31 protein-coding genes are annotated in these 25,586 nt (G+C 43.1%); 24 read left to right on the forward strand and 7 right to left on the reverse strand.

Translation table 11 applies throughout. The annotated features are described in order from the left end of the window. Positions 1–75 precede the first annotated feature (75 nt). The 6 genes from PAP_RS03365 to PAP_RS03390 are packed head-to-tail and all read left to right on the forward strand — an operon-like array spanning position 76 to position 3,433. Positions 76–780, forward strand: a complete 705-nt coding sequence (locus PAP_RS03365; protein ID WP_048164692.1) for an RAD55 family ATPase — start codon at positions 76–78, stop codon at positions 778–780. Between the two features lie 3 nt (positions 781–783). After that, positions 784–1,386 carry a hypothetical protein gene (locus tag PAP_RS03370; protein ID WP_048164693.1) on the forward strand — a complete coding sequence of 201 codons (603 nt, stop codon included), beginning with the start codon at positions 784–786 and terminating at the stop codon, positions 1,384–1,386. Next, entirely contained in the window at positions 1,379–1,993 is a 615-nt protein-coding gene (locus PAP_RS03375; protein WP_048164694.1) for a hypothetical protein, read from the forward strand. The genes PAP_RS03370 and PAP_RS03375 overlap by 8 nt, the downstream gene beginning before the upstream one ends. Continuing rightward, a complete protein-coding gene (locus tag PAP_RS03380; RefSeq protein ID WP_048164695.1) occupies positions 1,993–2,547 on the forward strand; it encodes a hypothetical protein in 555 nt (184 codons plus the stop codon). Before PAP_RS03375 ends, PAP_RS03380 begins: the two co-directional genes overlap by 1 nt. A gap of 59 nt (positions 2,548–2,606) precedes the next feature. Next, positions 2,607–2,852, forward strand: a complete 246-nt coding sequence (locus PAP_RS03385; protein WP_048164696.1) for a hypothetical protein — start codon at positions 2,607–2,609, stop codon at positions 2,850–2,852. Then, positions 2,849–3,433: a lysine exporter LysO family protein gene (locus PAP_RS03390; RefSeq protein WP_048164697.1), complete on the forward strand. Its 585-nt coding sequence runs from the start codon at positions 2,849–2,851 to the stop codon at positions 3,431–3,433. Before PAP_RS03385 ends, PAP_RS03390 begins: the two co-directional genes overlap by 4 nt. Here PAP_RS03390 and PAP_RS03395 read toward each other — a convergent pair. Further along, positions 3,417–4,022: a ferritin-like domain-containing protein gene (locus PAP_RS03395; RefSeq protein WP_048164698.1), complete on the reverse strand. Its 606-nt coding sequence runs from the start codon at positions 4,020–4,022 to the stop codon at positions 3,417–3,419. The two genes, PAP_RS03390 and PAP_RS03395, sit on opposite strands and share 17 nt — an antisense overlap. A gap of 402 nt (positions 4,023–4,424) precedes the next feature. On the opposite strand from PAP_RS03395, the gene PAP_RS03400 reads away from it, so the two are divergent. The 15 genes from PAP_RS03400 (at position 4,425) to PAP_RS03470 (ending at position 16,680) form a co-directional block, all read left to right on the forward strand. Next, positions 4,425–4,709, forward strand: coding sequence for a 50S ribosomal protein L44e (locus tag PAP_RS03400; protein WP_048164699.1), 285 nt, complete (start codon positions 4,425–4,427; stop codon positions 4,707–4,709). A 3-nt stretch (positions 4,710–4,712) separates the two neighbouring features. Continuing rightward, on the forward strand, positions 4,713–4,910 hold the full coding sequence (locus PAP_RS03405; RefSeq protein ID WP_048164700.1) for a 30S ribosomal protein S27e: 198 nt from the start codon (positions 4,713–4,715) through the stop codon (positions 4,908–4,910). Positions 4,911–5,034: 124 nt separating this feature from the next. Next, on the forward strand, positions 5,035–5,862 hold the full coding sequence (locus PAP_RS03410) for a translation initiation factor IF-2 subunit alpha (protein WP_048164701.1): 828 nt from the start codon (positions 5,035–5,037) through the stop codon (positions 5,860–5,862). Continuing rightward, positions 5,859–6,041: an RNA-protein complex protein Nop10 gene (locus tag PAP_RS03415; RefSeq protein WP_048164702.1), complete on the forward strand. Its 183-nt coding sequence runs from the start codon at positions 5,859–5,861 to the stop codon at positions 6,039–6,041. The genes PAP_RS03410 and PAP_RS03415 overlap by 4 nt, the downstream gene beginning before the upstream one ends. Continuing rightward, positions 6,038–6,823: a proteasome assembly chaperone family protein gene (locus PAP_RS03420; protein WP_048164703.1), complete on the forward strand. Its 786-nt coding sequence runs from the start codon at positions 6,038–6,040 to the stop codon at positions 6,821–6,823. The genes PAP_RS03415 and PAP_RS03420 overlap by 4 nt, the downstream gene beginning before the upstream one ends. Before the next feature lie 73 nt (positions 6,824–6,896). Further along, complete coding sequence (locus PAP_RS03425) at positions 6,897–8,159, forward strand: TIGR00375 family protein (RefSeq protein WP_048164704.1); 1,263 nt, start codon at positions 6,897–6,899, stop codon at positions 8,157–8,159. 4 nt (positions 8,160–8,163) lie between these two features. After that, the gene (locus tag PAP_RS03430; protein WP_048164705.1) at positions 8,164–9,099 is read left to right on the forward strand and encodes a thiamine-phosphate kinase; all 936 of its coding nucleotides are present in this window, start codon (positions 8,164–8,166) and stop codon (positions 9,097–9,099) included. A gap of 25 nt (positions 9,100–9,124) precedes the next feature. Then, positions 9,125–9,784, forward strand: coding sequence for a helix-turn-helix domain-containing protein (locus PAP_RS03435; RefSeq protein WP_330217311.1), 660 nt, complete (start codon positions 9,125–9,127; stop codon positions 9,782–9,784). 62 nt (positions 9,785–9,846) lie between these two features. Beyond that, positions 9,847–10,698, forward strand: a complete 852-nt coding sequence (locus PAP_RS03440) for an ABC transporter ATP-binding protein (protein WP_048164707.1) — start codon at positions 9,847–9,849, stop codon at positions 10,696–10,698. Beyond that, positions 10,695–11,396 (forward strand): fluoroquinolone export ABC transporter permease subunit, encoded by a 702-nt coding sequence (locus tag PAP_RS03445; RefSeq protein WP_048164708.1) that lies wholly within the window; start codon positions 10,695–10,697, stop codon positions 11,394–11,396. The genes PAP_RS03440 and PAP_RS03445 overlap by 4 nt, the downstream gene beginning before the upstream one ends. Beyond that, positions 11,393–12,097 carry an ABC transporter permease gene (locus PAP_RS03450; RefSeq protein ID WP_048164709.1) on the forward strand — a complete coding sequence of 235 codons (705 nt, stop codon included), beginning with the start codon at positions 11,393–11,395 and terminating at the stop codon, positions 12,095–12,097. The genes PAP_RS03445 and PAP_RS03450 overlap by 4 nt, the downstream gene beginning before the upstream one ends. Positions 12,098–12,159: 62 nt before the next feature. Beyond that, on the forward strand, positions 12,160–13,206 hold the full coding sequence (gene amrS / locus PAP_RS03455; RefSeq protein WP_048164710.1) for an AmmeMemoRadiSam system radical SAM enzyme: 1,047 nt from the start codon (positions 12,160–12,162) through the stop codon (positions 13,204–13,206). Then, positions 13,200–14,030: a hypothetical protein gene (locus PAP_RS03460; protein WP_330217312.1), complete on the forward strand. Its 831-nt coding sequence runs from the start codon at positions 13,200–13,202 to the stop codon at positions 14,028–14,030. Before amrS ends, PAP_RS03460 begins: the two co-directional genes overlap by 7 nt. A 206-nt stretch (positions 14,031–14,236) precedes the next feature. Then, positions 14,237–15,949, forward strand: coding sequence for an S-layer protein (locus PAP_RS03465; RefSeq protein WP_048164711.1), 1,713 nt, complete (start codon positions 14,237–14,239; stop codon positions 15,947–15,949). Between the two features lie 44 nt (positions 15,950–15,993). Further along, a complete protein-coding gene (locus PAP_RS03470) occupies positions 15,994–16,680 on the forward strand; it encodes a hypothetical protein (RefSeq protein WP_048164712.1) in 687 nt (228 codons plus the stop codon). Here PAP_RS03470 and PAP_RS03475 read toward each other — a convergent pair. From PAP_RS03475 to PAP_RS03500, 6 genes are all read right to left on the reverse strand, one after another. After that, the gene (locus tag PAP_RS03475; protein ID WP_048164713.1) at positions 16,667–18,418 is read right to left on the reverse strand and encodes a radical SAM protein; all 1,752 of its coding nucleotides are present in this window, start codon (positions 18,416–18,418) and stop codon (positions 16,667–16,669) included. The two genes, PAP_RS03470 and PAP_RS03475, sit on opposite strands and share 14 nt — an antisense overlap. A gap of 58 nt (positions 18,419–18,476) precedes the next feature. Further along, entirely contained in the window at positions 18,477–19,304 is an 828-nt protein-coding gene (gene rsmA, locus PAP_RS03480; protein ID WP_048164714.1) for a 16S rRNA (adenine(1518)-N(6)/adenine(1519)-N(6))-dimethyltransferase RsmA, read from the reverse strand. Between the two features lie 20 nt (positions 19,305–19,324). Then, positions 19,325–19,945, reverse strand: coding sequence for a DUF655 domain-containing protein (locus PAP_RS03485; RefSeq protein ID WP_048164715.1), 621 nt, complete (start codon positions 19,943–19,945; stop codon positions 19,325–19,327). A gap of 87 nt (positions 19,946–20,032) precedes the next feature. Continuing rightward, positions 20,033–20,398: an RNA polymerase Rpb4 family protein gene (locus PAP_RS03490; RefSeq protein ID WP_048164716.1), complete on the reverse strand. Its 366-nt coding sequence runs from the start codon at positions 20,396–20,398 to the stop codon at positions 20,033–20,035. Between the two features lie 6 nt (positions 20,399–20,404). Beyond that, positions 20,405–20,698 carry a 50S ribosomal protein L21e gene (locus PAP_RS03495; RefSeq protein ID WP_048164717.1) on the reverse strand — a complete coding sequence of 98 codons (294 nt, stop codon included), beginning with the start codon at positions 20,696–20,698 and terminating at the stop codon, positions 20,405–20,407. Further along, positions 20,655–21,869 (reverse strand): tRNA pseudouridine(54/55) synthase Pus10, encoded by a 1,215-nt coding sequence (locus PAP_RS03500; RefSeq protein ID WP_048164718.1) that lies wholly within the window; start codon positions 21,867–21,869, stop codon positions 20,655–20,657. The genes PAP_RS03495 and PAP_RS03500 overlap by 44 nt, the downstream gene beginning before the upstream one ends. A 55-nt stretch (positions 21,870–21,924) precedes the next feature. Between PAP_RS03500 and PAP_RS03505 the strand changes: the two genes are divergently transcribed. The 3 genes from PAP_RS03505 (at position 21,925) to gatE (ending at position 25,558) form a co-directional block, all read left to right on the forward strand. Then, positions 21,925–22,218 carry a transcriptional regulator gene (locus PAP_RS03505; RefSeq protein ID WP_048164719.1) on the forward strand — a complete coding sequence of 98 codons (294 nt, stop codon included), beginning with the start codon at positions 21,925–21,927 and terminating at the stop codon, positions 22,216–22,218. A gap of 134 nt (positions 22,219–22,352) precedes the next feature. Then, positions 22,353–23,672 carry a Glu-tRNA(Gln) amidotransferase subunit GatD gene (gene gatD / locus PAP_RS03510; RefSeq protein WP_048164720.1) on the forward strand — a complete coding sequence of 440 codons (1,320 nt, stop codon included), beginning with the start codon at positions 22,353–22,355 and terminating at the stop codon, positions 23,670–23,672. Positions 23,673–23,677: 5 nt separating this feature from the next. After that, positions 23,678–25,558: a Glu-tRNA(Gln) amidotransferase subunit GatE gene (gene gatE / locus PAP_RS03515; protein ID WP_394296784.1), complete on the forward strand. Its 1,881-nt coding sequence runs from the start codon at positions 23,678–23,680 to the stop codon at positions 25,556–25,558. The last annotated feature ends 28 nt before the right edge of the window (positions 25,559–25,586 follow it).

The raw sequence follows: 25,586 nt of genomic DNA on the forward strand, positions 1-25,586 counted from the left end.
AGAATTATTTTGCGGATGTAAAACTTAAATGTTATATACTTTAAACGTAGAGAATATACACGAAAGTGATGTATTATGAAACGTGTATCAACTGGCGTGAAGGGTTTGGATAAAATGCTGATGGGAGGTTTAATTCCCGGGAGGGCATACCTTATTAAAGGAAGTCCCGGGAGCGGAAAAACCACTCTTGCTATGCACTTTCTTATGGAAGGAGTGAGAAATGGAGAGAATGTTTTATATATAACCCTCGAGGAACCCCTTGAGTTAATTAAAGTGGACATGGAAAAGCTCGGTTTTGATATGGAGAATCCTAAGTTGAAGACAATCGATGCGACTCCTATAGGAGAGAAAACTTACTTCTTCCAAGACACCTTTTATGAGGACTTTGGAAAGAGCTTTGAAAAGCTCACTCGAGCAATTGAAGAGCAGCTGACGATAGAAAACTATACGAGAATTGTGATTGACCCGGTAACTATGCTCAAGCTCACAATCCCCAATGAACTTGAATATAGGAGGGTGTTTATCTCATTTTTGAAGAATCTTGCAGGTCAAAAAGCTACAGTGCTCTTAATATCTGAGATAGGAAACGCCAGCATAGAAGACTATCTCGTAAGCGGCGTGATAGAGCTCAGGAGCTTGGATGTTAGGGGAAAGACCATTAGAGGCGTCAAAATAACAAAATTTAGGGGGAGTATGTTTGACGAACAGATGAGACCGTATAAGATTACTAAAAAAGGGATTAAAGTTTATAGTGAAGAGATTGTATTTCAAGAGGGATAGTTAATGAAAACAGGTATTCCCAAGCTTGATGACCTGTTAGGGGATGTTGAGCCGGGAAGTGTAGTTTTAATCGAAACTGTTGGAGAGCTCGGAATTGAAATAATAATAAATACTCTTATAGAAAACAAGGGGAAAAGTGCCGCTTTTGTTACACCCCGACTTAAAAGACGGATGGAGAAAACACCTGCATTAAATGGCTTGATATACTTAACTTTGGGGGAGGACTTTGCTCCGCAGGAGCTTTTTAAAATAACTCACAGCGTAAGACAGTTACCAAATGATCGTTTTCTCGGCGTCTTTTTCCTCCAACCTCTTCTAGTTTTCCATCCTCCTCAAACAGTTTACCGCTTCTTCTCGGAGCTCTCTGATATTGCTAGAGAGCGCGGATTAGTTTTAATGACATTGGTAGACAAAAGGCTGGTGAGCGATAAAACCCTTGCGACCTTTGAAGACGCGTCAACTCACGTAATCGACATTGTTGAGGTTGTTGAAGGCTTCAAAATAACGAGGGGGATAAGAATAAAGAAGTCTCCAAAGGAAATCTCTGGTTACTATCATCTTGAGCTCAAAGAGGGAAAAGTTATCATAGGTGAGTCCCTTGGATGAATACTTCTTGATAAGGGCATTCTTAGGCAGTGTGATCATAGTTGATATTGCCTACACTGGGAGGATATTTAACATCTTAGGTAAATACTTGAAAGGAGGTCAGAGAACAGTTTTTATCCAAACCATTGGAGGTGTTTTAGTTGCTATTGGCTTTTCTGGAATGAGCATAAATAATCACACATTAGGTATCTCTTTTGCTGTTGTTGGCATACTTGGTGCTTTTATGATGGTGTACCCCCCAATACGATATAAGCTAATTAGTATTAACCGGATTATCCTCATTCAAGCAACTTTAGTTGTTTTGGCAAGTTTGTTCAGTTACTTTCGCAACATAACTCTTATTGGATCTCTACGGACAATTGCCCTCTTGTCCATACTTGTTCTAATCCATTCTCTCAGTTCAATAAAAGCACTTAGTCCGTTTTTGCGCTTTACACTCAGCTTATCTTCGTGGCTTTTGGTTATTTATGCTTGGATATTGCCCCCTGTTTCTAGGGGGCCGTTGACCTGTAATTACCATCTAATCCTCATTATCTATCTCACTTTCATTCTGCTTTGGCTCTTCTCAGCTATGGTAGTTTACAACTACCTATCGAGGTGGCTGTGATGGTATGCGTTGTAATACATGAAATTGTGGAAATTCTCATTGGTATCGGCTTATTATTGGGATTTTTTTCTAGAATAGTCCCCATTTTATATAAGTCTCCATTTGCTTTGATCATAGGCATATTTTTTGTGATAGAGCCTCTGGCTGATATCTTTATTGGGGACTTATCCAACATACTTGAATTCCTTGGAGCTTTAACTATCTTACTCATGATAGAAAAATTCATAGGTGAAAACACGAGGAAAAAATTCAATTACTATAGCATTCTTTTAGGTGTTGTAATCGGTCTGATTTCTATACTAAGAGGGAGCTTGGAATATGCTCATGTAGGCACTCTAGCGATCTTTGCAGTAGTAACACTTAGAATTGGACAAAATGTTGGGCTTTTTGGATGGAGTCATAGAGAAATCTTTTTTACCTCCTCGATATTTATTCTTCTTAGTACAGTGGCATTTTTAGGAAGGTTATATATACTAAGCGACTTTATGTATTTCAGTGGGGTTCTCCTATTTTTTCTAGTTTCAGTTGAAGTTCTAGCAATTAAATACTTTTAACTCGAATTAAAGTCTAACGAAGCGTTAAGTTTATTATCTCAAAGCTCCAATGTGAGTCCATGAACATATTTATCCCCCTGATTGCAGGTGTACTCCTCGGCAAGCTGATACTCCAAAAAAGGCCCGAAATTAATCTTGACAGACCTATGAGTGCCACCCTCCTTCTGCTCATATTCTTTATGGGTGTTGAGGCTGGTAGGGTTGAGATTAACGCCTTAAACGTTCTAATTCTCTCGCTCCTCTTTGCGACCCTGACGATAGGCGGGAGCTTAGCCTTTGCTATCCTCCTGGGGGTGAGGAGATGAGCTTTCTTTACCTTGTATTAACGTCTCTCTTCCTCGGCCTGCTGGTAGGTAAGTATACCACGCTCGATTTTGGCAATCTCTCGAGTATAATGCTTTACCTCCTGATTTTCATAATAGGTCTCGATGTCGGGAGGAGCAAGGGATTAAGAGAAGAAATCAAAAAGCTTGGCAGAATTGCTCTAATTCTTCCTGTAGCTACAGTATTTGGCTCACTTTTAGGGGGTCTTTTGGCTTCTCTTCTGGCTGGATTTTCCTTAAAGTGGGGGCTGGCCATCTCTGCAGGTTTTGGATGGTACAGCTTAACTGGTCCACTATTAACTCAATACTCACCAATTTATGGAGTCATAGGTTTTCTAGCCAATTTAACAAGAGAAGTCTTGACGATAATTTTCTATCCTCTAGTGATAAAAAAAGTGCCAAAAGAGCTGGCAGTTTCGATGGGGGGAGCAACCACAATGGACTCAACGCTACCTGTGCTGGTCAAGTTTGGAGGAAGGGAAATAACGCTGATAGCCTTTGTTCATGGGTTCATCCTCACGGCATTAGCACCTTTCTTGATTTCGCTTATAATTCAGCTTTAGTTTTGGATTGAGCTTCCCTATCTTTTATTAGCTCCCTTATTAACTCTTGTAACTCCTTTTCAGCCTCAACCTTTGAATAGAAATCGTACTCTTTTGCAACGAAATTATAATGTTCTCTCTCGTCATGGGCAAGCTCTAGGAAAATCTTTTTGTGGTCTGGATCGTTAACGTGTTTCTTTAAGAACATATAAACCTCCTCAGACAGCCTCTCCGCTTCCATTGCTATCTCGAGAACTTTAAGGTAATCTCTTACCGTCTTAAGCTTATGTTCTCGCTCTATGAAAATCCTGCTCCAGCTCTTAAGATCAAACTCTCTCGGCTCTTCAGTTGGGAAGAGGGCTTTGAATATTTTGTAAATCTTTTCATCGTGGGATTTTTCAATTTCAATAAATTGTTCAAACTTTTCTTTTGCATATGACATTGGCACATTTTCATAAAGAAACATATACATTGCTGTTGCATCCTTCTCGCCTTTGAAGGTATAGCTGAGGATGTCTTTAAAAGGCAATTTGGTCACTCTCTTCAAGTTTTCTTTCACTTTTTCTTCAATCTCAGCTCTTTTCATAAATTGCTCCAATGGACTCTCCATTCTTTTTCCCTCCACTAAATGTTAAATATTTTTCATATTTTAAAACCTTTTGGTAGATTTTATCTGGTTTAAAGACAACATTAACAAAAACTATGATTCTAAAAGTTAAAATCGATTATTAAAGATATGCAGATATTTTTTGCATGAATCACTTCTCAAGAAACTCCTTCAATTGTATAGCACCAGCAGAGCTGGATTATTGGAGTTTTACTTTATAGTTCCTTTCACTTAAATAATCTTAATTGGTCTTTATGATAACTCATCTATAAATTGTTATGCAACAGTTCACATAATCAAAAACGTTTTAAAGGGTTCAGTCTTAGGGGTTCTCGAACTATCATAAGTTCATGGCTCAGGGGTGTCCGGTAGGAGCCTACTGGGCTATCGGTGGAGGTGGAAAGAATGAAGTTTCCAAAGCAAATAAGGACATACTGTCCATACTGTAAGAAGCACACTGTCCACAAGGTCGAGAAGGTTAAGAAGAGACCAAGGAGCGAGCTCAAGCAAGGTCAAAGAAGATTCAGGAGAATCATGAAGGGTTACAGAGGATTCCCAAGACCAAAGCCAGAAGGAAGAGAAAAGCCAGTCAGAAAGCTCGACTTGAGATACAGATGTACAGAGTGCGGTAAGGCCCACATAAAGGGAGAAGGATTTAGAGTTAAGAAGTTCGAGCTGGTGGAGGTGTGATGCATGGAGCTTCCAAAGGGATTAATTCCAATGCCAAGCTCAAGGTTCATAAAAGTCAAGTGCATTGACTGCGGAAACGAGCAAATAGTCTTCAACAAGCCAGCCACAAAGGTTAGGTGCCACGTTTGTGGGGCTACTTTGGTTGAGCCAACAGGTGGTAAGGGAATCATCAAAGCCAAGATCGTTGAAGTCTTGGAGTGATTCCTTTTTTATCCTTCTTATGCGTTTCACTCTTTAATAAAGCTCATTTAACTAAATGCGATTAATTTTTAAACTCCTTTTCCATTGATACTCTTAGGACTAAAATATTAAGGAGATGGTGGAGATGCCGAGGAAAAGTAGAGAGTATCCCGAAGAGGGAGAATTTGTTATTGCAACTGTTAAGAACATCCAAAACTACGGTGCATTCCTATCATTGGATGAATATCCCGGGAAAGAGGGATTCATGCACATAAGCGAAGTTGCTCCTACATGGGTTAGGAACATCAGGGATTACATAAAAGAAGGACAAAAAATTGTAGCTAAGGTCATTAGGGTTGACCCGTCGAGGGGCCACATTGATTTGAGCCTTAAGCGTGTAAATCAGCAGCAGAGAAAGGCTAAGATACAGGAGTATAAGAGAGCACAAAAAGCGGAGAAGCTCTTAGAGATGGTGGCTGAGAGAATTGGAAAAGACTTCGAGAATGCTTGGAAGGAAGTTTGGGTTCCTCTTGAGGAGGAGTATGGCGAAGTTTACGCAGCCTTTGAAGACGCTGCTCAAAATGGAAAAGAAGTTCTTGAGGATTTGATACCAAAGGAGTGGCTTGACCCATTGTATGAGGTTATAGCGAGCTATGTTGAGGTTCCGAGGGTTACAATTGATGCGGAGCTTGAAATAACCGTGCCAACTCCAAACGGTGTAGAAGTGATTAGAGAGGCATTGATTAGGGCAAGGAACAGGATAAATGAAATTGAGGAAGTTGATGCGAAAATAACCTATGTAGGATCACCAAGATATAGAATTGACATTACAGCTCCGGATTATGTAACGGCTGAAAAGGCTATGGAGGACATAGCGAGTGAGATTCTAGGTGTCATAAAGAAAGCTGGTGGAGAGGCAACGTTCATTAGGAAGGAGAAGAGGATAAAGAAGATAAAGAGGAGAGAAGCATGAGATGGCGCATTAGAAAATGTCCAGGATGTGGGCGCTATAGTCTCAAGGAGACTTGTCCCGTTTGTGGTAACGAGACTAAAATAGCCCACCCTCCAAAGTTCTCTCCTGAAGACCCCTACGGAGAGTACAGGAGGCGGCTTAAGAGGGAACTTTTAGGCATAGGGAAGGTGAAAGCATGAAAGAAAGTATAGTTATAGTTTATGAAAGGCCTGAGCTAAATGACCCCATCTTTATCGAGGGGCTCCCGGGTATAGGGTTAGTAGGAAAGTTAGCTGCGGATCACTTAATCAAGGAGTTAGGGGCTAAGAAGTTCGCTGATTTATACTCACCTCACTTCTTGCATCAAGTGTTGGTAAAGAAGGACTCAACGGTTGACTTAATGAAAAACGAGTTCTACTATTGGAAGAGCCCAGATGAGGAGCACAGAGATCTAATCATTATCACAGGAGATACTCAAGTGCCCCCGACAGACAGCTACGGACACTTTGAGGTTGTAGGAAAGATGCTTGACTTTGTAGAGCAGTTTGGGGCGAGGGAAATCATCACTATGGGTGGCTTCCAAGTTCCCGAACTCCAAGGAGAGCCTAAGGTCTTGGGTTCAGTTACACACTTAGAGCTCAAGGAGAAGTACAAGGACTTTCCAATATTCTTTAGAGAGGATGAAGGTGGAGCAATAGTGGGAGCTGCGGGCTTGTTGCTTGGCATTGGGAAGCTAAGGGGAATGAAGGGAATATGCCTTCTCGGAGAGAGCTTAGGCTACGTCGTCGATGCAAAGGCTGCAAAGGCAGTTTTAAGCGTCGTTGCTCAAATTTTGGGTCTTGAGATAGACATGAGCGATTTAGACGAGAGAGCTAAAGAGACTGAGGAAATCCTAAAGAAAGTCCAAGAGATGCAGAAGGCAATGTTTGAGCAACAGATGCCGCAACCCAGCACCGAGGAGGAAGATAGAGGGTATCTGTGAGTGAGCCTCCTTTTTCTTTTATCTTAGGGAATCCCTTTTAAATTAATAATACGAGCTTCTTTTTGGTGGTCTCATGCTAATCGATGCTGATTTGCATATCCATTCACGGTACTCCAAAGCAGTTTCGAAGCTCATGACGATTCCAATGCTGGCTGAGAATGCAAAGTTCAAAGGTCTCCACATAGTGGGCACGGGAGACATCTTAAATCCACAATGGGAAGAAGAGCTTTTAAAATACACTCAGAGAGTTGAGGACGGCACTTATGAGCGCAAGGGAATTAGATTCCTCCTTACAGCTGAAGTTGAAGACGCTAAGAGAGTCCATCATGTGTTGATTTTCCCGAGCATTGATGCAGTTAGAGAGATGCGTGAGAGATTAAAGCGCTATTCTAGCGATATAGAAAGCGAGGGAAGGCCCCATCTGAGCTTAACTGGGGCTGAAATTGCTGACTTAGCTAACGAGTTGGACGTTTTAATCGGTCCGGCACACGCTTTTACGCCATGGACAGCACTTTATAAGGAGTATGATTCCCTTAAGGAGTGCTATGGCAGCGCTAAAATTCATTTTCTTGAGCTTGGTCTTTCGGCTGATTCTCAAATGGCTGACAAAATTAAAGCCCACCACCGTTTAACTTATCTCTCAAACTCCGACGCCCATTCCCCCCACCCTCACCGCCTCGGAAGGGAGTTTAACCGCTTTGAAATCCAAGAGGCAACTTTTGAAGAAGTTAAAAAGGCCATTCTAAAGCGCAGCGGTAGGAAAGCGATCCTCAACGCAGGTTTAAACCCGCGCTTAGGAAAATACCACCTAACCGCATGCACTCGCTGCTACACTAAGTATAAGCTTGAAGATGCCCAAAGATTGGGGTGGAGATGCGAGCGTTGCGGCGGCATTATAAAAAAGGGCGTTCACGATAGGATTTTGGAATTGGCTGATACTAACGAGAGGCCCAAAGACAGGCCACCCTATCTCCACCTTGCCCCTCTCGCTGAGATTATCTCAATGGTAATTGGAAAAGGCGTTGAAACGAAGAGTGTCAAAGCAATATGGGAAAGGCTTTTGAGAGAGTTCGGAAGTGAGATTAATGTTTTAGTTGATGCTCCAATTGAAGCTATAGCAAAGATAATTGGTGAGGACATCGCTAAAGCAATTTGGGCCTTTAGAAATGAGAAGCTGATTGTAATCCCTGGCGGTGGAGGAAAATATGGAGAAATAAAGCTTCCAGAAGAGATAAAGAAGGCAAAGCTTGAAGATTTGGAGAGCATTGAAGTTGAGAGTAAAGAAGTTTACTATAAGCCCAAGCAGGCTTCAATTTTGAGCTTTTTGAAGAGGTGATTGAATGGAGCGCGAAATAATAAATCTCTTTATGAAGCATTTTAAAAATCAGGGTGATTTTCCATTGGGAGACGATACTGGAGCATTAAAGCTCGGCGATGAATGGTTGGTGGCAACTAATGACATGCTCGTGAAAAGTACGGATGTTCCGGAAATAATGACACCGGAGCAGGTCGGCTTTAAAGTTTTCACGATGAACATCAGCGACGTCGCTTCGATGGGGGCTGAGCCGATAGCATTCCTCTTTTCGCTTGGTGTTCCTAAGGACTTTGATATGGATTATTTAGAAGGAATAGCAAAGGGCATTGCTAAAGCATCTGAGTTTTACAGTACGCCAATAATAAGTGCCGATACAAATGAGGCATGCGATTTGATAATTGACGGAATAGCTCTGGGAAAAACCAAAAGATTGCTCACAAGGAGCGGGGCAAATGCTGGCGACTTAGTTTGTGTTACGGGGGACATCGGAAGGGCTTTAGCTGGGCTTAAAGTATATTTTGAGAACCTTGAGGTGGGAGAGAGGACAAGAAAAGCGCTTTACGAGAAGCTTTTGGAGCCAAAGGCGAGAGTTAGAGAGGGAGTTGTTTTAGGGAGGTATGCAAACTCCGCTATAGACATAAGTGACGGCATGAGTAAAGAATTGCACCTGATAGCGGAGATGAGCGGCGTTAAAATTTTAATCGATTCAGAAAAGCTGCCTATACAAAAGGAGGTCTTTGAAGTTGCTGAGCTTCTGGGATTAGACCCAATTGAGATTGCCTTAGCGTCTGGAGAAGAATTTGAGCTCATCTTTACCGTTCCTGAGGAGCACTTGGATAAGCTTGACTTTGATTTCACAGTGATTGGAAGGGTTGAAAAAGGAGAGGGGGTTTATTTAAAGCGGGACGAAGAGCTTACGAGGATGCCGGTTCTGGGATGGGAGCATCTAACGAAACCCTAATAACTTTCTGCACCAATTCTTCTTGATGCGTATGAAAAGGGTAAAGATTGGGATTCCTCACAGCCATGAGCTCTTTAAAGGGTTTGAGTGGCTGGTGGAAGCGATAGAGTGGGCCTATGGGGATACCTACTTCACAATAGGCACGGACATAGTCAAGCTCGTTGAGGTAAAGTTCAGGAAGGGCATTAATGTCGATGATATTATCGAAAAGCTTCGCGCACTGCCTGAGACAAGGGACGTTAAATTATTTCCACGAGGTGACCACTATCTCATCTACCTTCGGGCCTCACTCGGGCCCAGGAGGGAGGAGGCGGAACGGCTCTTCGAGCTCCAGAGGAAGGGCCTGGTGATATTTGAGAGCGGAACCTTTTCGGCTGGAGAAAGTGTCTTAAGCGTTCTATGTGAAGATGGACTGGTGAGCGAGGTCATAAGGAGATTTAAGGAGGTTTACCATGCCCGCGTGATAAGCGTCGAGGATCACGCCCCCGGCAATAGCATCCTCTCAAAGCTCACCGGGAGGCAGGCGGAGGTTCTTCTTCTTGCATATAAGAGCGGCTACTTCGATGAGCCGAGGCGTGTAACGCTTAGGGAGCTCGCCCAGATGCTTGATTTGAGCCCTTCAACGGTCAAGGAGCACTTAAGGAAGGCGCAGAGAAAAATTTTAGAAGAAACCATTGAGGGTTAACCCGCACATATGCGGCATCAGTTATAAGTACATCAAGAGCTTATTTCTACTTGGGTGAAGCTATGCCGGTTATTGAGGTTAAAAATGTCAAAAAGTATTATGGCGATGTCAGAGGTGTAGAGAATTTAAGCTTCGAAGTCGAGGAAGGAGAAATCTACGGCTTCTTGGGCCCTAATGGTGCTGGAAAAACTACAACGGTGAAAATTTTAGTGAAAATAATCAAAGATTATACCGGTAATATTAAGGTCTTCGGTAAGGATTTAAAGCAATGGGGCAAAGACTACTATCAGAAGATAGGTGTTTCCTTTGAGTTTCCTGCGGTATATTCAAAGCTCACTGCACTAGAAAACCTTGAGTTCTTTGCATCCTTCTACAAAAAGCACTTCGACCCAATAGAAGTCTTGAAGATGGTAGGTCTTGATAAAGAGGCTAATCAGTTAGTTACGGAATTCTCAAAGGGAATGAAAAAGAAACTCGATCTTGCGAGGGCATTGCTCCCGGATCCCGAGATACTCTTCCTCGATGAGCCCCTTGAAGGCCTCGACCCCGCGAGTGCAAGGAAAATTAAGGACCTGCTCCTTGAAATGCGCGAGAATGGAAAGACGATTTTCCTTACGACGCACAACATGTACGTTGCGGATGAGCTGTGTGATAGGGTAGGGTTCATCGTGGAGGGGGCTATAAGGCTCGTTGACAATCCAAAGGAGCTTAAGGTCAAGATGGGGAAGCGTCTGGTTAAAGTTGAATACGCTACCAGCGGAAGCGTTGAGGTTAAGGAATTTCCGCTCGAGGATCTTGGTAAAAACGAGGAGTTCCTCAACATAATCAAAAATCACGAGATAAGGAGGATAAACACCGAAGAGCCTACACTGGAGGAGATATTCCTCAAAGTGACGGGGAGGAGACTTGTATGATAGGTCGACTTGTTAGGACAGACTTCAAAGTCGGGACGCGGGGCTACATCTACCCGATATATCTCCTCATAGCTTTAGCCTATGGTCTTGTGGTGATGGCTTTTCCGGAGCAGTACCATCCGATAATCGTGCCTATATTCGTCCTCATTGAGCCCGGGCTGGTTGGTTTTATGTTCGTGGGGACTGGTATTTTTGCGGAGAAAAAGGATGGAACAATAGGTGCTTTAGCAGTTACACCACTCGAATGGAGGAGCTACATCCTCGCCAAGACGCTCCTCATGGTGCTGGTTTCTCTCCCGGCGGCGGCGCTCATAATGGGAATTGGGACAAGATCCCTCAATGGGCTTTCATACGTCTTGGCCGGCACATTTCTTGTCTCCATAGTTTACACACTCCTCGGCATTGCCGTATCTTCAAAGTACCATGACTTAGATGACTACTTCGTTCCTTTGCTGGGGGTCATGGTGCTCTCGCTCCTCCCTTTTGCTCACTACCACGGCTACCTCACCAACGAGATATGGAAGGTTCTCTACGCTGTCCCAAGCTACCCGGCACTCTACTTCTTCAAAGCACCCTTCGAGGAGATTTCAATGAATACCCTGATGTGGTCTGGTTTTGCTTTGATAATCTGGAGCGGTATAGCATATCACCTTGCTAGAATCCGCTTTTACAAATATGCGGTGGAGGGATTGAGATGAGCTTCGTGAGAAAATTTGCCGCCATCTACAAAACGGATCTTAAGTTATTGAGAAGGGACCCTATGCTCCTCTACAGCGTAGCAATGGCTTTGGTGCTTTTGCTCATCGTCCGCTACTTCAAGGACAGAATGGGAATACTTTATCCCGTAATGGCGCTCCTCACACTGATCTTCATACCCATGATATTCGGCATGATACCCGGCTTTATGATGGCGGACGAAAAGGAGAACAAAACTATACAGGCACTCCAAGTTATCCCAATTTCCAGTGAGGCTTTTCTCGTGTATCGGCTTACATGGGCTTCCTTAATAACTCTAGTTCTCACGGCAATTGCTCCATATATCCTTGATGTGGAGGTCCCCCAAAAGGGTTTGCTGGCTCTCATGGTACTATTTCTCTTAGAGGTATGGATTTACGGGCTGATTATCACCGTCCTCTCGGAGTCGAGGATGCAAGCATTAACGGTCTCCAAGGTAATTGGCTGGCTCCTCATCCTGCCACCAGCGGTAAAGCTCGTTGTGCTCTGGAGGAACCTCTCAACAGACTGGAGCAAGTTCACCGCGTTTTTACCGACATACTGGGCCTACAAGATCTTTGAAGGGATTCCCTTCAATAATTACAGTGACTTTCCAACAGCACTCCTTGTCCATGTAGCGTGGCTCCTTCCGCTAGTTTTATTGTTTAGGAGAAAGATTCTCTGACCTTTTCTTTTTGACCAAAAGCTTAAACTATAAGAACCTAATTTTAATATAGGTGAGAGACTATGCGTGAAGCTATGTATTGGGAACCTCTTGAGAGAAAGCGCGTGAGATGCCACTTGTGCCCTTTAAACTGCATTATTGATGAAGGAAAAAGAGGGTCATGCAGAGTGAGAAAAAATATTAACGGGAAGCTTTATGCGCTTAACTATGGAAAAGTTTCTTCCATTGCATCAGATCCTATAGAGAAAAAGCCCCTCTTTCACTTCTATCCTGGGTCTTGTGCCTTCTCTATAGGCACTGTTGGATGCAACATGCACTGCAAGCACTGTCAGAACTGGGAAATAAGTCAAGCTGATGAAAGCTTTCCCTATTTACAAGATGCCACACCAGATGCGCTAGCTAGGTTGGCTAAGCACTATGAATGTGAGAGCATAGCCTACACATATAACGAACCAATGATTTGGTATGAGTTCGTCTTTGATACAGCCAAGCTTGCTAAGAAAGCTGGACTGAACAATATTTTGGTTACTAACGGCTACATAAATGAAGAGCCATTCAGAAAGCTTGCTCCATATATAGATGCAATGAACATAGATATCAAAGCCTTTGATGATGAGTTCTACATGAAAATTGCAAGTGTGCCCAGTGGGGAGGCGAGCAAGAGGACAGCACAAATAGCGAAAAAGGAGTTTGGCATTCATGTTGAGCTAACGTATTTGATAATTCCGACTTTCAACGACCGCGAGGAGGAATTTAGGGCATTTGCTAGATGGGTTGTTGAAGAACTTGGTGACGATACGCCGGTTCACTTCTCACGTTTCTTTCCACACTACAAGCTCTCAAAATTGCCTCCAACCCCAATTGGGACAATAGAGAGGGCATATAGTATAGCAAAGGAAGAAGGATTGAAGTTTGTTTACATTGGAAATGTGCCCGGACATAATGGGGAAAACACCTACTGTCCGAGATGTGGAAAACCTTTAATAGTGAGGTGGGGGTTTACGATTGAGGAGTATCATATAGATGATGGAAAGTGTGAGTACTGTGGTGAACCGATTCCGATAGTTGGTGAATACAACAAAAAGCGGTATAAAAGTATGTGGTGGTAAAATTGGAGAAGATTGGTGTTGTTTTCTACATTGAAGGTATGGGGAACGAGAAGAAAGCCTTAGAAAGGGCTCTAGCAAAGACTGCTGAAAACCTTAGAAACGAAAAACTTGTCAAAGTAAAGCGCGTGAGCGTTGAAGATGTTATCGAGAATGACGTTGAAGAGCTCAAATATTCTGGGATGATTGAGGCAGAGCTGGAAGGCGATTTGGAGGGAATCGTGAGGGCTGTTTTAAAATACGCGCCAGCAGTTGTTGAAGTGCTCGGCCCAGGGAGGCTGGAGATAGATGCTAAGAGGCTCATGAAGGTGATGGGGGAGATCTCCCTGTTCATGGGACAGCTAATGGAAAAGTTCGGAGGTTTAGTGGCGTATCCCTCACTGGAGGAGATTCCCCTGCCAAAGATAGGCTATACAGAAGAGGAGCTTGAAGACTTTATCCTTGATGAGAGGAACATAAAGTACATGTTTATCATAGAAGCCTTCGGAGAAGATGAAGAAGAAATAAAGAAGACTATGCTGAAGGCCTTTTTCATCGAAGGATGCAAAATTAATAAAATAGCCATAAAGGGCGAGGAGAAGGATGGACGCTATTATACGCTCGTTGCCGCTGAGTTATTGTCACCTTTTGAGACGATGTTCCAGCTAAATGCCAAATATGCTCCTGTGGCTATTTCGATCGAAGAGCCCCAAATAGTGGATATAACTGCAACAGAACTTCAAAACGCTCTAACTGACTTAGCGGGCTTTGTTTACGAGCTTGTCCATAGGCCAATAAAGAAAAAGCTTATAGAGAAGGACACGTTTAGGTTTTCATTACAAAAATGAGGCAATCTTTCGAGAGATATTATCGGCAAAAAGCGAATTTTGCATAGGCATTTAATTAATCCCCTTTCAATTTTTACGGCAATTATCGAGCTTTTTTAATCGTTAGAAAGGGTCTGAAAGCGAAAAGTATATATACCCTAAGGTCTGATGTAGGTAGTGACAAGACTTTATTGTGGGCTTTGCCCAAAAAGTTGGAGGTGTGAAAAATGAAGGTAAGGAAGATCGCGGCAATCGCTGTTGGTGCCGCAATGATTGGTGCAACCATGGGTTATGCCAGCGCACAGTTGAACGTTCCAAAGGACTTCTTTGTTAAGGACGGTGCTCCAAACGTTAAAATCGTGGTTGGAAGCAACGCTGCTGCTATGGATGTTGCCAGCGCAGCTGACATTGCTGTTGCTTTGGGAAGCATGCTCTACACCGCTGAGGAAGTTCAAGCCGATGGTGTTAGTGTAATTGTTAAGAAGGATGTTACAACTGACCCAGACGATTTGTTAGTCTACAGCAACTGGTACATTGACAGGAACAATACAATCCCAAGTGCCACTGACTATGACAGCCTACCAGACAACGCTTGGTACAACGGAAGCAGCTACTACAACGGTGCTTACACAGACTGGGAAGCATACTACGCTGCTAACCCATGGATTACTGAGATTGAGGATATGGACTCAATTAAGGGCGACAAGCAAATTGATTGGGATATTACAGTTGAAGACTTGAAGATTACTGATGCTGACACTGAGGATGTTCCAACCAAGGCTCCAAAGAGTGCTACCTTAACCGCAAACGTTACAGTCGAGTTCAACTATGTTATTAAGAAGTGGGAGGTTACAACCTCCGATACAGATGACCAATGGGGATTAACCACAACAACCACAACCACAACAATTGATGATGACCAACCCTCAGGTGGAAATTTCGTCGAGGATGTCTACAGCGGTATTACCAAAGAGATGACCTTCACACTCCTCGGAAACGAGTACTACGTCCTCGATGTTACCAACACAACCTTGACCTACGGTAACGACCACGGCGAGAACTGGTTCCACGTCGGCGATGAGATGGAGTTCGACGGCTACAAGGTCCAAGTCTTGGACATAAGCATTAACGAGAACAGAGCATTAGTTAAGGTCACTGCCCCAGATGGACAAAGCGATCTCGTAATCCTTGAGTCAACTGCTGGAGCAACAGACGTCTTTAGCGATGGTGGAATCTTACTCACACTTGAGAACACATTCGTCGGTATCGACGGAAACTTGATCGCCCAAGTTACAATACAAACAAATGTCAAGACAATTGAAAGCGGTGGCGAGTTAGTCTCAGGCTGGACCACAACATTCGTTACAAACGCTGCTGGTGACACAATTGAGAAGATCATCTTGAAGAAGGAGCTCTCAGGAAGCACCCTTGACATCCTCGGCAAATACAAGATCTACTACAAGTTTGAGGGCGACACAAAGACAGCAGACTTCGACAATGATGGACAAGAAGACGACACAAGATACACAGCTAGAGCTTGGATAGTCATCGAGCCAACAGAGAAGGTCTACGACACCCAAGAGCTTAAGGTCGGCGACGAGCTTGAGGGCTGGACAATTGACCAAATCAAGGGCGACACCTACACCAAGATCACAGTCAAGCCACCAGCCGAGCCAATCACAGTGCTCGACAGCGAAGTTGACCTCAACAACGTTGACAGCAACTTGATCCTTGTTGGTGGACCAGTTGCAAACAGCGTTACAGCTTACTTGGTCGACCAAGGCGTAAGCACAATCGACTGGTACAACAGCGACGGTGACATTGAGTACCTCGAGGACGCCTTCGGCGACTACGATGTCTTAATCGTCGCCGGTAAGAACAGAGAGGCCACAAAGGCCGCTGCTGAAGAGTTAATGGCCTACCTTAAGGACTTGGCTTGATTTCTCTTCCCTTCTTTTTAATTGCTTTTCTGGAGGTTTTGAAGTTGGACAAGCGTGTTTTAATTGTAGTTCTAATTGGAGTTCTAGTTCTTGCACCTGTTGGGGCATTTTCTTATGGTTATTCTAACTACTCATCACAAATCAGCCCTATAAAAAAACCTCTCTCCTCAACTCAAGTTGTAGTTCCCTATGGCGGAAATGACTACACCATAACCCTAGAGAGTTATATAACCGGAAATCCTATGGTAGATTTAAACATAACTCTGAGAAGCATTACTTACGAAAGAGCTACACTTTTGCTGGGGGATCCAAGCTTTAAAAACTGTCAAGGAGAGGCTTGTGTTTGGAGAACCAGAACTGGTTTGGAGTTGGCTGCTACAATTGGAGCTTTAATGGGTAGGAAGTACTACTATGAGGCTATAGTAAAGGAAGGTAAGGACAATCAAACGGCTAAGAAGATTGCTGCAAAAGAAGCCCAAGCAAGGGTCGATACGAGTTATATAGCTTTCCTACCAAAGGCTATGATAGGTCTTGGAAGGATAGGCAATGAGAAGCATCTCCTCGTGGTACTAATTGGTCCTAAAGAAGGGGGTCAGGTAAACAGAATTTACGTACCAAAAGCGGGAATAGTGGTTTTAGAGGCAACGGATGAGCAAACGCTCTTTGTGGAGGTTTTGCTATTAAAGTCAATAATAAACTCTCAAGTCCAGCCCGTGACTACTCAAGGCTGATTATATCCTTTAGCATTTCCCTATTTTTTGGATCTTCAACGATAGTCAAAACCTCGTCCTTGCTCTTAAAGGGCCTCTTTGAGAGGATTTTTACTACTCTCTTCTTTCCTATCCCCGGCAGATAACTGAGAACTTTTGAGCTCTCTTTGTTCACGTTTATAGGTATTGGAATTCCTGTTATACTCCTAAATCCATGTCCCACTATCAAGACATCATAAAAACGGTTTAGCTCGATTTCTTTTGGAATCCCCACTATTAGAGGATAGCTCCCTATTTGACGTCCGTAAGTTAATCCGTTGTCATAAACCTCTGCTCTAACATCTCTCAAAATCGTCCCTACGGGGACTAGTCTTTTTAACATTGGAAAGTCAATCTCGTGCCTTATTTTATACTTGTAGTGTTTGGTGAGCGCTTTGTGCTTTTCGGTCTTTACTTTCTCCCTCAGGTACCACAAAGGAGTGCCCGGAAAGACTACAACCTGCCTTATGTTTATCCTTCTCACCAAGAGTCCATCATCTAAGAGGCGCTTTAAAAATTGGAACGTTATTTCATAGCTTTTCTTAGTCTCTCCTGGAAGCCCAAAGAGAATATTTATTCCCGGGAGCAGCCAGGGCATTCCATTATAGCTCCTCTTAGCCCCAACCTCGTTTAGGATTTTAACAGCTTCGTACGTCTCATCAGCGGTGGCATTAAGATTGTTCTTCTTCGCTACCTTTGGATCTGCACTCTCAAGGCCAAAGGCAACGACATTGCCAGGTGTGCCGTACTTTATGAGGGCTTTGGCTATTCTTGTGCTTTCCTCGGGATAGTTTGCTATTACCGCCGGGTTTGCGTTATCAACGTGTAGAGTTTTAACATCTGGGGCGACGCTCCTTATGCCTTTAAAGAGCTTCTCTAGTGCATCGGGATTCGGGATTGGGACTCTTCCGTTTGGTTTTGCCATATATGAAAAGATGCAGCTCTGTCTGCCGATTCTAAAGTGCACAACTCCTAACTTGTAGAGAGCTTCAACTTCTTTTACTATGTCCTCAATGGGCCTGTCCGCGATGAGTTTGTACCTCAAAGGCTCTGTACAAAAAGAGCATCCTCCAATTCCCGCCGCCTTAGGGCATCCTCTCTGAGTCTCGATTTCCACTATAACAAAGTTTGGATAATCCGGGAACTGCTTAACCACTTCAGCTCCTAAAAGAGCATAGTCTTTAAGCTCTTCATAAGTCCTAAAGCGGAAGGGATTGGCATCTTTAGGGTTGGTTAGGTAGTCGTAGAGAAAAGCTTCCAAATCCCCATAAGCTATGTAATCGAAAATTTGATTGGCTAGCATGAGCTCTCTTGACCCTATCTTAGTTCCTCCTTCGTGAGCAGAGCCCATAAAAGCTGGCCCGCCCAAAATCTTGACGCCTTCAAAAGGTTTTAGAAACTTAGCTACCTCCTCAACTTGAGAAGGAACCGCGGATAGGTATTTCCCAGGTGTATGCAAACCTCCTATGTAAATTATCAACTCTGCTTTTTGGAGAATTTCTTTAGTTTTAAATACATTTGGAGTCTTGTTTCTCGTCTTTATCCCGTGCTCACCCTCAAACGTAAATCTCAAGTCATCAATGGTCAAATAAAAGACATTAGCCTTAGGATTAGCCTTCTTTATTGCCCCATAGGCATAGCGGGGGTATATTCCTAAGTAAGGAGGCACTCCAAGGCCAGCCGGCTCATCTGTGTAACCATCAATTATAGCGACTATCATGATATCACCTTAAAGTTGGAGCTTAAAAATTCAGCGGAAATAGTTAGTGCAAAACTCTCTAAGCCTCGATAATCCCATTTTCCTTCAAAAACTCCTCAATTTCCTTGATATCTATTATGTCTAAGTGGAAAACCCGCTTCTTGGCATGAGGGACTCTGTCAAAGATTTTTCTAACCTTTTTAAACTCTTCCTTTGTTAGGCCGAACATGTGGTATGAGTCCTTCAATGCTTTGGATGCTATTTTGCGCTTGTGCTGAAAGAGGGCCTTAACTAGGTTTTCATTTAAAATTATTTGCTCCTTTTTTGGCTTTGGCTCCATAATTATGACAGCTGAATCAACTTTGGGCTTGGGATAAAATGCCCCCTTCCCAATACGCTCCACGAGCGCAGCGTTGGCTTTCGCTTGAACCATTACGGATAAGCGGGAGTAGTTCTTATCCCCTGGCTTTGCCACCATCCTTTGGGCAAATTCGAGCTGATATATTAGAACGGCCTTCTTAAAGTCGTACTTTAAAAATTTGAAAGTTATTGGGGATGAAATTTGGTATGGAAGATTTGAAACTATCTTATCAAAAGGAGGAAACTCAATTTTTAAAGCATCTGCATTGATAATTTCGACGTTACTCCACTTATACTCGTTTTTTAGGATTTCAATTACTCGCGAGTCTTTTTCTATTGCATATACCTTTTTCGCCACCCTGCTCAGTTCGTCAGTTAAAACACCCAAACCAGGGCCAATCTCTAGAACAGTCTCGTTCTCTTTTATCTCGGCTCGCTCAACTTCACGTTTAATAATATCTTCAACTATCAAGAAGTTTTGCCCTAAATCTGTGTTTGGCCTTATTCCATATTTGGAGAGGAGCTCAAAAACTCTGGGATTGAGCATAAAAATCACCAAAAAAGAAATCATGCGCGGAAGAGCCTGTTATGCCCCACGAAAAGCCTGTATTTGTCCTTTCCTTCGATTTCGTCTAAGATTCTCTTTGATATCATCTTTATTGGGTCTGGCAGTCCTTTGACCCTGTGCTTTAGGTCATCAAAACTCTCGAAGGGTTTGACCTTCCTCTGTTCTAGTATCTCCCACATGTGCTTTTTACCTATTCCCGGCAGGAGCTCTAAGCTGTGCAGCCTGTTAGTTATGGGGGGCGCCATATTGAAGAACTTAATAAAACGCTCTTCATTGTTCTTAACTATCTCTTCCACCACATAGTGTAGCTCTGCTTTAGCCGTAGGTGTTAAGTCATCGAAGTGAATTTTTCTATTTATTTTGAGAATTTTATCTCTAACTCCTTTTCCTATGAACACTCTCTCATAGAGCATCAAATCTGTTTTGGGTACAACTTCAAGAAGGGTAAATGCCTTTTCGCCTATAACTTGGGCTAACGGCTCCTTCTCGATAACTCTGTTGTGGTCTATATCCACATAGCCCAGCGGCAGGTAGTCTAACACGTAAGCATAATCCTCATACTCAACATGTTTGGGCCTTCTCTTATGCGTGTTACGTCCATAAGATGGGTATCCTCTCATTGTCACTCCCCCAGAAAATATACCCTCTACCGCTTTTTATACTTTTGTGCTTAGAAGTGGAGCATAAAAATATAAATTAAAAGAGGGTCACTCCTTTTTGTATGGAGCTAAAATCTCAACAATTTTCTCTGCCTCTTCCTTTGTAGGCATGTACTCCTCTTTAGCAAAGATAACGCGAATGTCAAAGTAGTCCTCAGGCATTATGTCTAGGATTTTAGTGGCAATTCTCTCGTCCATCCATTCAAAAGCTTCCATGAGTTTTTGTTTAGCTTCGTCAGCCTTTTCGGGCTCTATCTTGGAGAACCTCTCCGTGTGCTCCAAGCTTAACTTAGCCTCATAGTTTAGAGGCTCCTCTGGGTTAATCTTGAGCCCTTCTTCAAGCTGCTTCTTTAAGATTACCTGGGCCTCTGCAATGGTAAGATATTTTTCATTAATCTTTTTTCTCCCTATCATTTTAGGTCACTTTTGTGGTCTTAAGTGAATTGGGTGGATGAAAAATGTCTTAGTCTTTCCACCATCCATTAATTGGACGACGTAAGCGTTTCCTCTCTTGCCAACTACTGTTCCTGTCCTTCCGTGGAACCTTGGGTCCGGCATACCCTTGTGATAGCTTGGCTCGATAACTATGTGAACCTTTTGGCCAACCTCAAACTCCTTGAGGAATCTAGTTAGTGGGGGAAGTCCTCTTCTCCTTGGGTGCTTACTGAGCTTACCCCTTGTTTTTCTCCTTATTGTGTGGGCTTTTTGCACCATTTTCAATCACCTCTACATTTATCACATCTAAAGCTTCGCAAATCGCGCGTTTACCAATTATTTCGGATACGGAAGGGGTCGTTCGCCCCATATCTCCAGATATAAGCTCTTTTATATACAATCCACCATCGCAAAATATTCTCAGCTTAATATGTTTTCCATCAATCACTTTGCCGTCCACTTTATAAACTTTTCTAACCCTCGTTAAATCGCTTCTCCTCCGTAAAACCCTTCTTGGAGTTCTTTGGTGGATGGTCGCGTTAGTAAGAGTTTTGACGATTTTATCCAAATCCTTCTCTTCAACGCCGTCTTCAACATAAACTACTGCTTCATATTCCTTCCTGTGGTTTTGAGTCAAAATCTCTTCCATAGTTTTATAGTCTACGAATCGCAGACCAAAAACCTCAACTTTTTCGCTGCTGTTTATCTCTTTAGCGAGATCTTCCAACACCGCTTTTCTCTTTATCGGGTTCTTAATTTCGACGATAAACGGTCTTCCGCTTCCAAGCATCCTCACATCGATATCTTCTCTCCCAGCACCGTGAAAAACAGCTTTTCCTCTAAATGCCTCTGCAAAGGGCCTGCATATTATTGAGGCAACGCTTTCTTTGTAGCCCTTAAAAGGTGTTTGGGGGATTCCTCTAACAAGCTTTCTATAGCGGCCGTAAATGTAAATGGGCTTGCTTTGAATTTTGATCTCTTCGGTATATGGCTCGATTATAAAGATCACGTCTGGATTCTTTTTATTAACTGGTTTTTGGAAGAGCAATTCTAAAGCCTTGCCTACCTCACGGTTGAACTCTCTATTTATGGGCTCTGCATAGTCCAGTTCAAACTCCTCTACAATAGCCCTTTCTTTTTCGAGTATATCTTTTGGAAAACTTGAACCAATTAAAAAGCTATCGAACTCAAGACCAAGCTTTAGCGCTTTATCATAGCACTTCTGAGCGAAATAGTCCCGTTTCTTAAATATATTGCCACACAGCTCACATGTTTGGGGCTCTTTTATTGGGGATTGTTTATTAGCCTCCCGCTCCATATTAAGGACATTCCTTATTGCCTCTCCCCTCTCGGAGTTTTTTCCTTTTCCCAACTTGGCAAAGCATCTTCCTAAGCAGTTGTTGCACAGTTCGTGATTTTCAAGTATCCTCTCGGCTTTTTCGATTATCATGCTCTCACCTCAGAGTGAAGTTTATAATCACTCTCGCAAACTAATTGTGATGCCTATGATGACAAGAAGGCAGAAGATAATAAAACTTTTGGAGGAGAGGGACTACAGTGTGAGCGAGCTTGCCCTACTATTGGACATGCGGGGTAGGGGAAGCGGGAAAATTATTCTTGAAGACCTGAGGGCAATTGCTAGGGCATTAAAGCGTGAGGGGAAAGTCCTTTTAATACAGCCGGCCCAATGTAAGAACTGCGGCTTTGTCTTTAAATCAGAAATAAAAATCCCATCCAAATGTCCAAAGTGCCGTTCCAGCTGGATTGAGGAGCCGAGGTTTAAAATTTCGGTGAAATAGTTTTGTCATTCTTTCAAACTATTCTCTGTTTTAACTGCAATTTTTGCCACTAATTCAACCTTAAGGTTTATATTAAATGGGCATAAACTATTGGCGGAGCACGCTAATTAGTCTCATCGATGGAGGTCAGGAACATGAGGAAAGTTGAGCGCTTTATGAAGGAGAAGGGAATTAATGTCGGTGATTACATCAGGGTTATTGAAAGGGAGAACGGGAGCACGGCAGAATACGAAGGAGTCGTGATGATGCCTTATGAACTCTCAAGTGGAGAAACCCTCACGTTAAAGCTTGATAATGGATACAACATTGGAATTCTTGTGGATCAGATAGTAGAGATTCAAATAATTGAGAAGGCAAAGCCAAAGGAGCTGAGGGAGTTTAAGGCAGTTCTCCCAAAAAAGGAAGGCCTTCCAAATGTCACTATTTTTGGAACTGGTGGAACTATAGCCTCAAAAATAGACTACAAAACTGGTGCTGTTCATCCAGCTTTTACTGCTGAAGAGCTAGCTATGGCTGTCCCTGAGATCTTTGATATAGCAAACATAACGCCAAAGCTCCTTTTGAACATATTGAGTGAGGACATGAAGCCGGAGTATTGGACAAAAATTGCTCATGAAGTTGCTAAAGTTTTGAACGACGGTGAAGATGGTGTTGTTATAGGGCATGGAACAGATACTATGGGTTACACAGCAGCAGCTTTGAGCTTTATGCTTAAAGATTTAGGGAAACCTGTAATTTTGGTGGGTGCTCAGAGGAGTAGTGATAGACCAAGTAGCGATGCAGCGATGAACTTGATATGCTCAACAAGAATGGCCACCGCTGACTTTGGAGAAGTTGCGGTTGTGATGCACGGGGAGACGGGTGATACATACTGCCTTGCCCATAGGGGCACAAAAGTTAGGAAAATGCACACATCAAGAAGAGATGCTTTTAGGAGCATAAATGACATTCCCATAGCTAAAATATGGACAAGCGGAGAAATTGAATTTTTAAGGGAAGATTACAGGAGAAGAAGTGAAAGCGAAGTCTGGGTAGATGATACAATGGAGGAGAAGGTTGCATTAATAAAATCATTTCCGGGAATGAGCGGAGAAATAATTGATTTCTTTGTAGATAAAGGCTACAGGGGCCTTGTGATTGAAGGGACGGGTCTTGGGCACACTCCAACTTATGTAATTGAGTCCATTAGAAGGGCAATTGAAGAGGGAGTTGCAGTGTGCATGACAAGCCAGTGCCTCTATGGGAGAGTTAACTTAAATGTGTACTCAACTGGAAGGGAACTCATTAAGGCAGGAGTTATTCCTTGTGAGGATATGCTCCCAGAAACGGCCTACGTTAAGCTAATGTGGGTTCTCGGAAAGACGCAGAACCTTGAAGAAGTCAAGAAAATGATGTTAACAAACTATGCAGGCGAGATAACACCTTACACAAGGTTTGATGCTTACCTGAGGTGATGAAAATGCCCAACTATAAAGAACTCGGACTAAAAGTAGGTTTAGAGATTCACAGACAGTTGGACACTAAAAAGCTCTTTTCACCCGTGCCAAGTGAGCTTCATGATGAAGTGAACTTCACATTCCAAAGAAAGCTTAGGCCGACGATGAGCGAACTCGGAGAGATTGATCAAGCTGCTCTTGAGGAGTTTAAGAGAGGAAGAACGTTCGTTTACGAGGGGAACTATAAATACAGTGATTTAGTTTATATGGACGAAGAGCCTCCACACGCTCCTGATGATGAAGCCCTTAAGGTCTCACTTCAAATAGCTTACCTATTAAATGCTACTCCCGTTGATGAAGTCCACTTTATGAGAAAAATCGTCATAGACGGCTCAAACGTTTCAGGCTTCCAGAGAACTGCTATAATAGCGATGAATGGAAAAGTTGATACGCCTTGGGGAAGCGTTGGAATCCCAACGATTTGCTTAGAGGAAGACGCTTGTAGAATTGTAGAACGTGAGAATGGGCGGGTTATCTATAGGCTGGATCGTTTGGGTATTCCTCTCATAGAGATTGCAACGACACCAGATATTCACCACCCAGAGCAGGCTAAAGTTGTGGCTAGGTACATAGGCGATGCTTTGAGGGCAACGCGTAAAGTAAAAAGAGGTTTAGGAACAATCAGACAGGATTTGAATGTTTCAATTAGGGGCGGTGCGAGGATAGAGATTAAAGGTGTTCAAGAGCTTGACATGATTCCTCTTATCATTGAGCGCGAAGTTATAAGACAAGTTAATCTCCTCAAGATTAAAGAAGAACTCGAGAAGAGGGGAGCAAAGGAGGAAGAGCTTAAGGAAGAGTTCTATGACGTGAGTGAGATATTCCAGAATACGGGTTCAAAAATAATTGCCAAAACACTCAAAAAAGGCGGCAAAGTTTTGGCCGTAAAGCTCCCTAAGTTTAAAGGATTGATAGGCTTTGAGGTACAGCCGGGAAGGAGATTGGGTACCGAAATGGCGGATAGGGCTAAAAAGTATGTTAAAGGAATATTCCACATTGATGAACTGCCTAATTATGGAATTAGTGAATTGGAGGTTAATGCAGTTATTGAAAAGCTCAACCTCAGCGAGCAAGATGCATTTGTTCTCGTTGCAGCGGAAGAGGATATAGCCAAGAAAGCGCTTCAAGAGGTCATTAAGAGGGCCAAAGAGGCTTTGCAAGGTGTTCCAGAGGAGACAAGAAAGGCTCTACCAGATGGCAACAGCCAATACATGCGCCCGCTCCCAGGAAAGGCGAGGATGTATCCTGAGACAGATATTCCGCCTATATTGGTTACACCCGAGCTTAAGGATGAAATTTTGGCAAACCTCCCAGAGCTCCCGCAGGAGAGAGTAGAGCGCTTAGCTAAAGAGTACAAGCTAGATAAAGCGTTGGTAAAAACGCTTGTGGATGATGAGAGGGATGAGCTCTTTGAGGAGCTCATTAGAATGGGAGTTAAGCCTTCGATAGTGGCCTCCACTTTGGTAGTAGTTCTCAAGGGGCTCAAGAAGGAGGTGCCAATTGAGAACATAACCGATAAACACATAAAAGATGCTTTCAGCCTATTGCTCCAAAACAAAATTGCAAAGGAGGCCTTTGAGGAGATATTTAAAGAGCTTGCTAGAAATCCCGAGAAGTCAGCGCTTCAAGTGGCCGAGGAAAAAGGTCTGACACTTTTAAGTGAAGAGGAAGTGGAGCGCATAATTGAAGAAATTGCCCAGCAGAACATAGAGGTCATTAAAGCTAAGGGAATGGGTGCTATGGGCATGTTAATGGGAAGGGCAATGGCGAAGCTGAGAGGTAAAGCAGATGGAAAGCTTGTCAATCAGCTCGTGAGGAAAAAGATCCAAGAGTTGTCTTCTTAATTACCTTCTCCTTTCTCGATACTTTTTT

This window comes from Palaeococcus pacificus DY20341, from assembly GCF_000725425.1.
Classification (GTDB): domain Archaea; phylum Methanobacteriota_B; class Thermococci; order Thermococcales; family Thermococcaceae; genus Palaeococcus; species Palaeococcus pacificus.

What these genes read in the sequence shown, in the direction of transcription:
- gatD (WP_048164720.1), top strand. Translation starts at nt 22,353, where the DNA reads ATGAGGAAAGTTGAGCGCTTTATGAAGGAGAAGGGAATTAATGTCGGT.
- PAP_RS03490 (WP_048164716.1), bottom strand. Translation starts at nt 20,398, where the DNA reads ATGATAGGGAGAAAAAAGATTAATGAAAAATATCTTACCATTGCAGAG.
- PAP_RS03475 (WP_048164713.1), bottom strand. Translation starts at nt 18,418, where the DNA reads ATGATAGTCGCTATAATTGATGGTTACACAGATGAGCCGGCTGGCCTT.
- PAP_RS03485 (WP_048164715.1), bottom strand. Translation starts at nt 19,945, where the DNA reads ATGAGAGGATACCCATCTTATGGACGTAACACGCATAAGAGAAGGCCC.
- PAP_RS03420 (WP_048164703.1), top strand. Translation starts at nt 6,038, where the DNA reads ATGAAAGAAAGTATAGTTATAGTTTATGAAAGGCCTGAGCTAAATGAC.
- PAP_RS03415 (WP_048164702.1), top strand. Translation starts at nt 5,859, where the DNA reads ATGAGATGGCGCATTAGAAAATGTCCAGGATGTGGGCGCTATAGTCTC.
- PAP_RS03385 (WP_048164696.1), top strand. Translation starts at nt 2,607, where the DNA reads ATGAACATATTTATCCCCCTGATTGCAGGTGTACTCCTCGGCAAGCTG.
- PAP_RS03505 (WP_048164719.1), top strand. Translation starts at nt 21,925, where the DNA reads ATGATGACAAGAAGGCAGAAGATAATAAAACTTTTGGAGGAGAGGGAC.
- PAP_RS03365 (WP_048164692.1), top strand. Translation starts at nt 76, where the DNA reads ATGAAACGTGTATCAACTGGCGTGAAGGGTTTGGATAAAATGCTGATG.
- PAP_RS03395 (WP_048164698.1), bottom strand. Translation starts at nt 4,022, where the DNA reads ATGGAGAGTCCATTGGAGCAATTTATGAAAAGAGCTGAGATTGAAGAA.
- gatE (WP_394296784.1), top strand. Translation starts at nt 23,678, where the DNA reads ATGCCCAACTATAAAGAACTCGGACTAAAAGTAGGTTTAGAGATTCAC.
- PAP_RS03450 (WP_048164709.1), top strand. Translation starts at nt 11,393, where the DNA reads ATGAGCTTCGTGAGAAAATTTGCCGCCATCTACAAAACGGATCTTAAG.
- PAP_RS03390 (WP_048164697.1), top strand. Translation starts at nt 2,849, where the DNA reads ATGAGCTTTCTTTACCTTGTATTAACGTCTCTCTTCCTCGGCCTGCTG.
- PAP_RS03500 (WP_048164718.1), bottom strand. Translation starts at nt 21,869, where the DNA reads ATGATAATCGAAAAAGCCGAGAGGATACTTGAAAATCACGAACTGTGC.
- PAP_RS03380 (WP_048164695.1), top strand. Translation starts at nt 1,993, where the DNA reads ATGGTATGCGTTGTAATACATGAAATTGTGGAAATTCTCATTGGTATC.
- PAP_RS03495 (WP_048164717.1), bottom strand. Translation starts at nt 20,698, where the DNA reads ATGGTGCAAAAAGCCCACACAATAAGGAGAAAAACAAGGGGTAAGCTC.
- PAP_RS03465 (WP_048164711.1), top strand. Translation starts at nt 14,237, where the DNA reads ATGAAGGTAAGGAAGATCGCGGCAATCGCTGTTGGTGCCGCAATGATT.
- PAP_RS03435 (WP_330217311.1), top strand. Translation starts at nt 9,125, where the DNA reads ATGCGTATGAAAAGGGTAAAGATTGGGATTCCTCACAGCCATGAGCTC.
- PAP_RS03425 (WP_048164704.1), top strand. Translation starts at nt 6,897, where the DNA reads ATGCTAATCGATGCTGATTTGCATATCCATTCACGGTACTCCAAAGCA.
- PAP_RS03400 (WP_048164699.1), top strand. Translation starts at nt 4,425, where the DNA reads ATGAAGTTTCCAAAGCAAATAAGGACATACTGTCCATACTGTAAGAAG.
- amrS (WP_048164710.1), top strand. Translation starts at nt 12,160, where the DNA reads ATGCGTGAAGCTATGTATTGGGAACCTCTTGAGAGAAAGCGCGTGAGA.
- rsmA (WP_048164714.1), bottom strand. Translation starts at nt 19,304, where the DNA reads ATGCTCAATCCCAGAGTTTTTGAGCTCCTCTCCAAATATGGAATAAGG.
- PAP_RS03410 (WP_048164701.1), top strand. Translation starts at nt 5,035, where the DNA reads ATGCCGAGGAAAAGTAGAGAGTATCCCGAAGAGGGAGAATTTGTTATT.
- PAP_RS03370 (WP_048164693.1), top strand. Translation starts at nt 784, where the DNA reads ATGAAAACAGGTATTCCCAAGCTTGATGACCTGTTAGGGGATGTTGAG.
- PAP_RS03405 (WP_048164700.1), top strand. Translation starts at nt 4,713, where the DNA reads ATGGAGCTTCCAAAGGGATTAATTCCAATGCCAAGCTCAAGGTTCATA.
- PAP_RS03440 (WP_048164707.1), top strand. Translation starts at nt 9,847, where the DNA reads ATGCCGGTTATTGAGGTTAAAAATGTCAAAAAGTATTATGGCGATGTC.
- PAP_RS03430 (WP_048164705.1), top strand. Translation starts at nt 8,164, where the DNA reads ATGGAGCGCGAAATAATAAATCTCTTTATGAAGCATTTTAAAAATCAG.
- PAP_RS03445 (WP_048164708.1), top strand. Translation starts at nt 10,695, where the DNA reads ATGATAGGTCGACTTGTTAGGACAGACTTCAAAGTCGGGACGCGGGGC.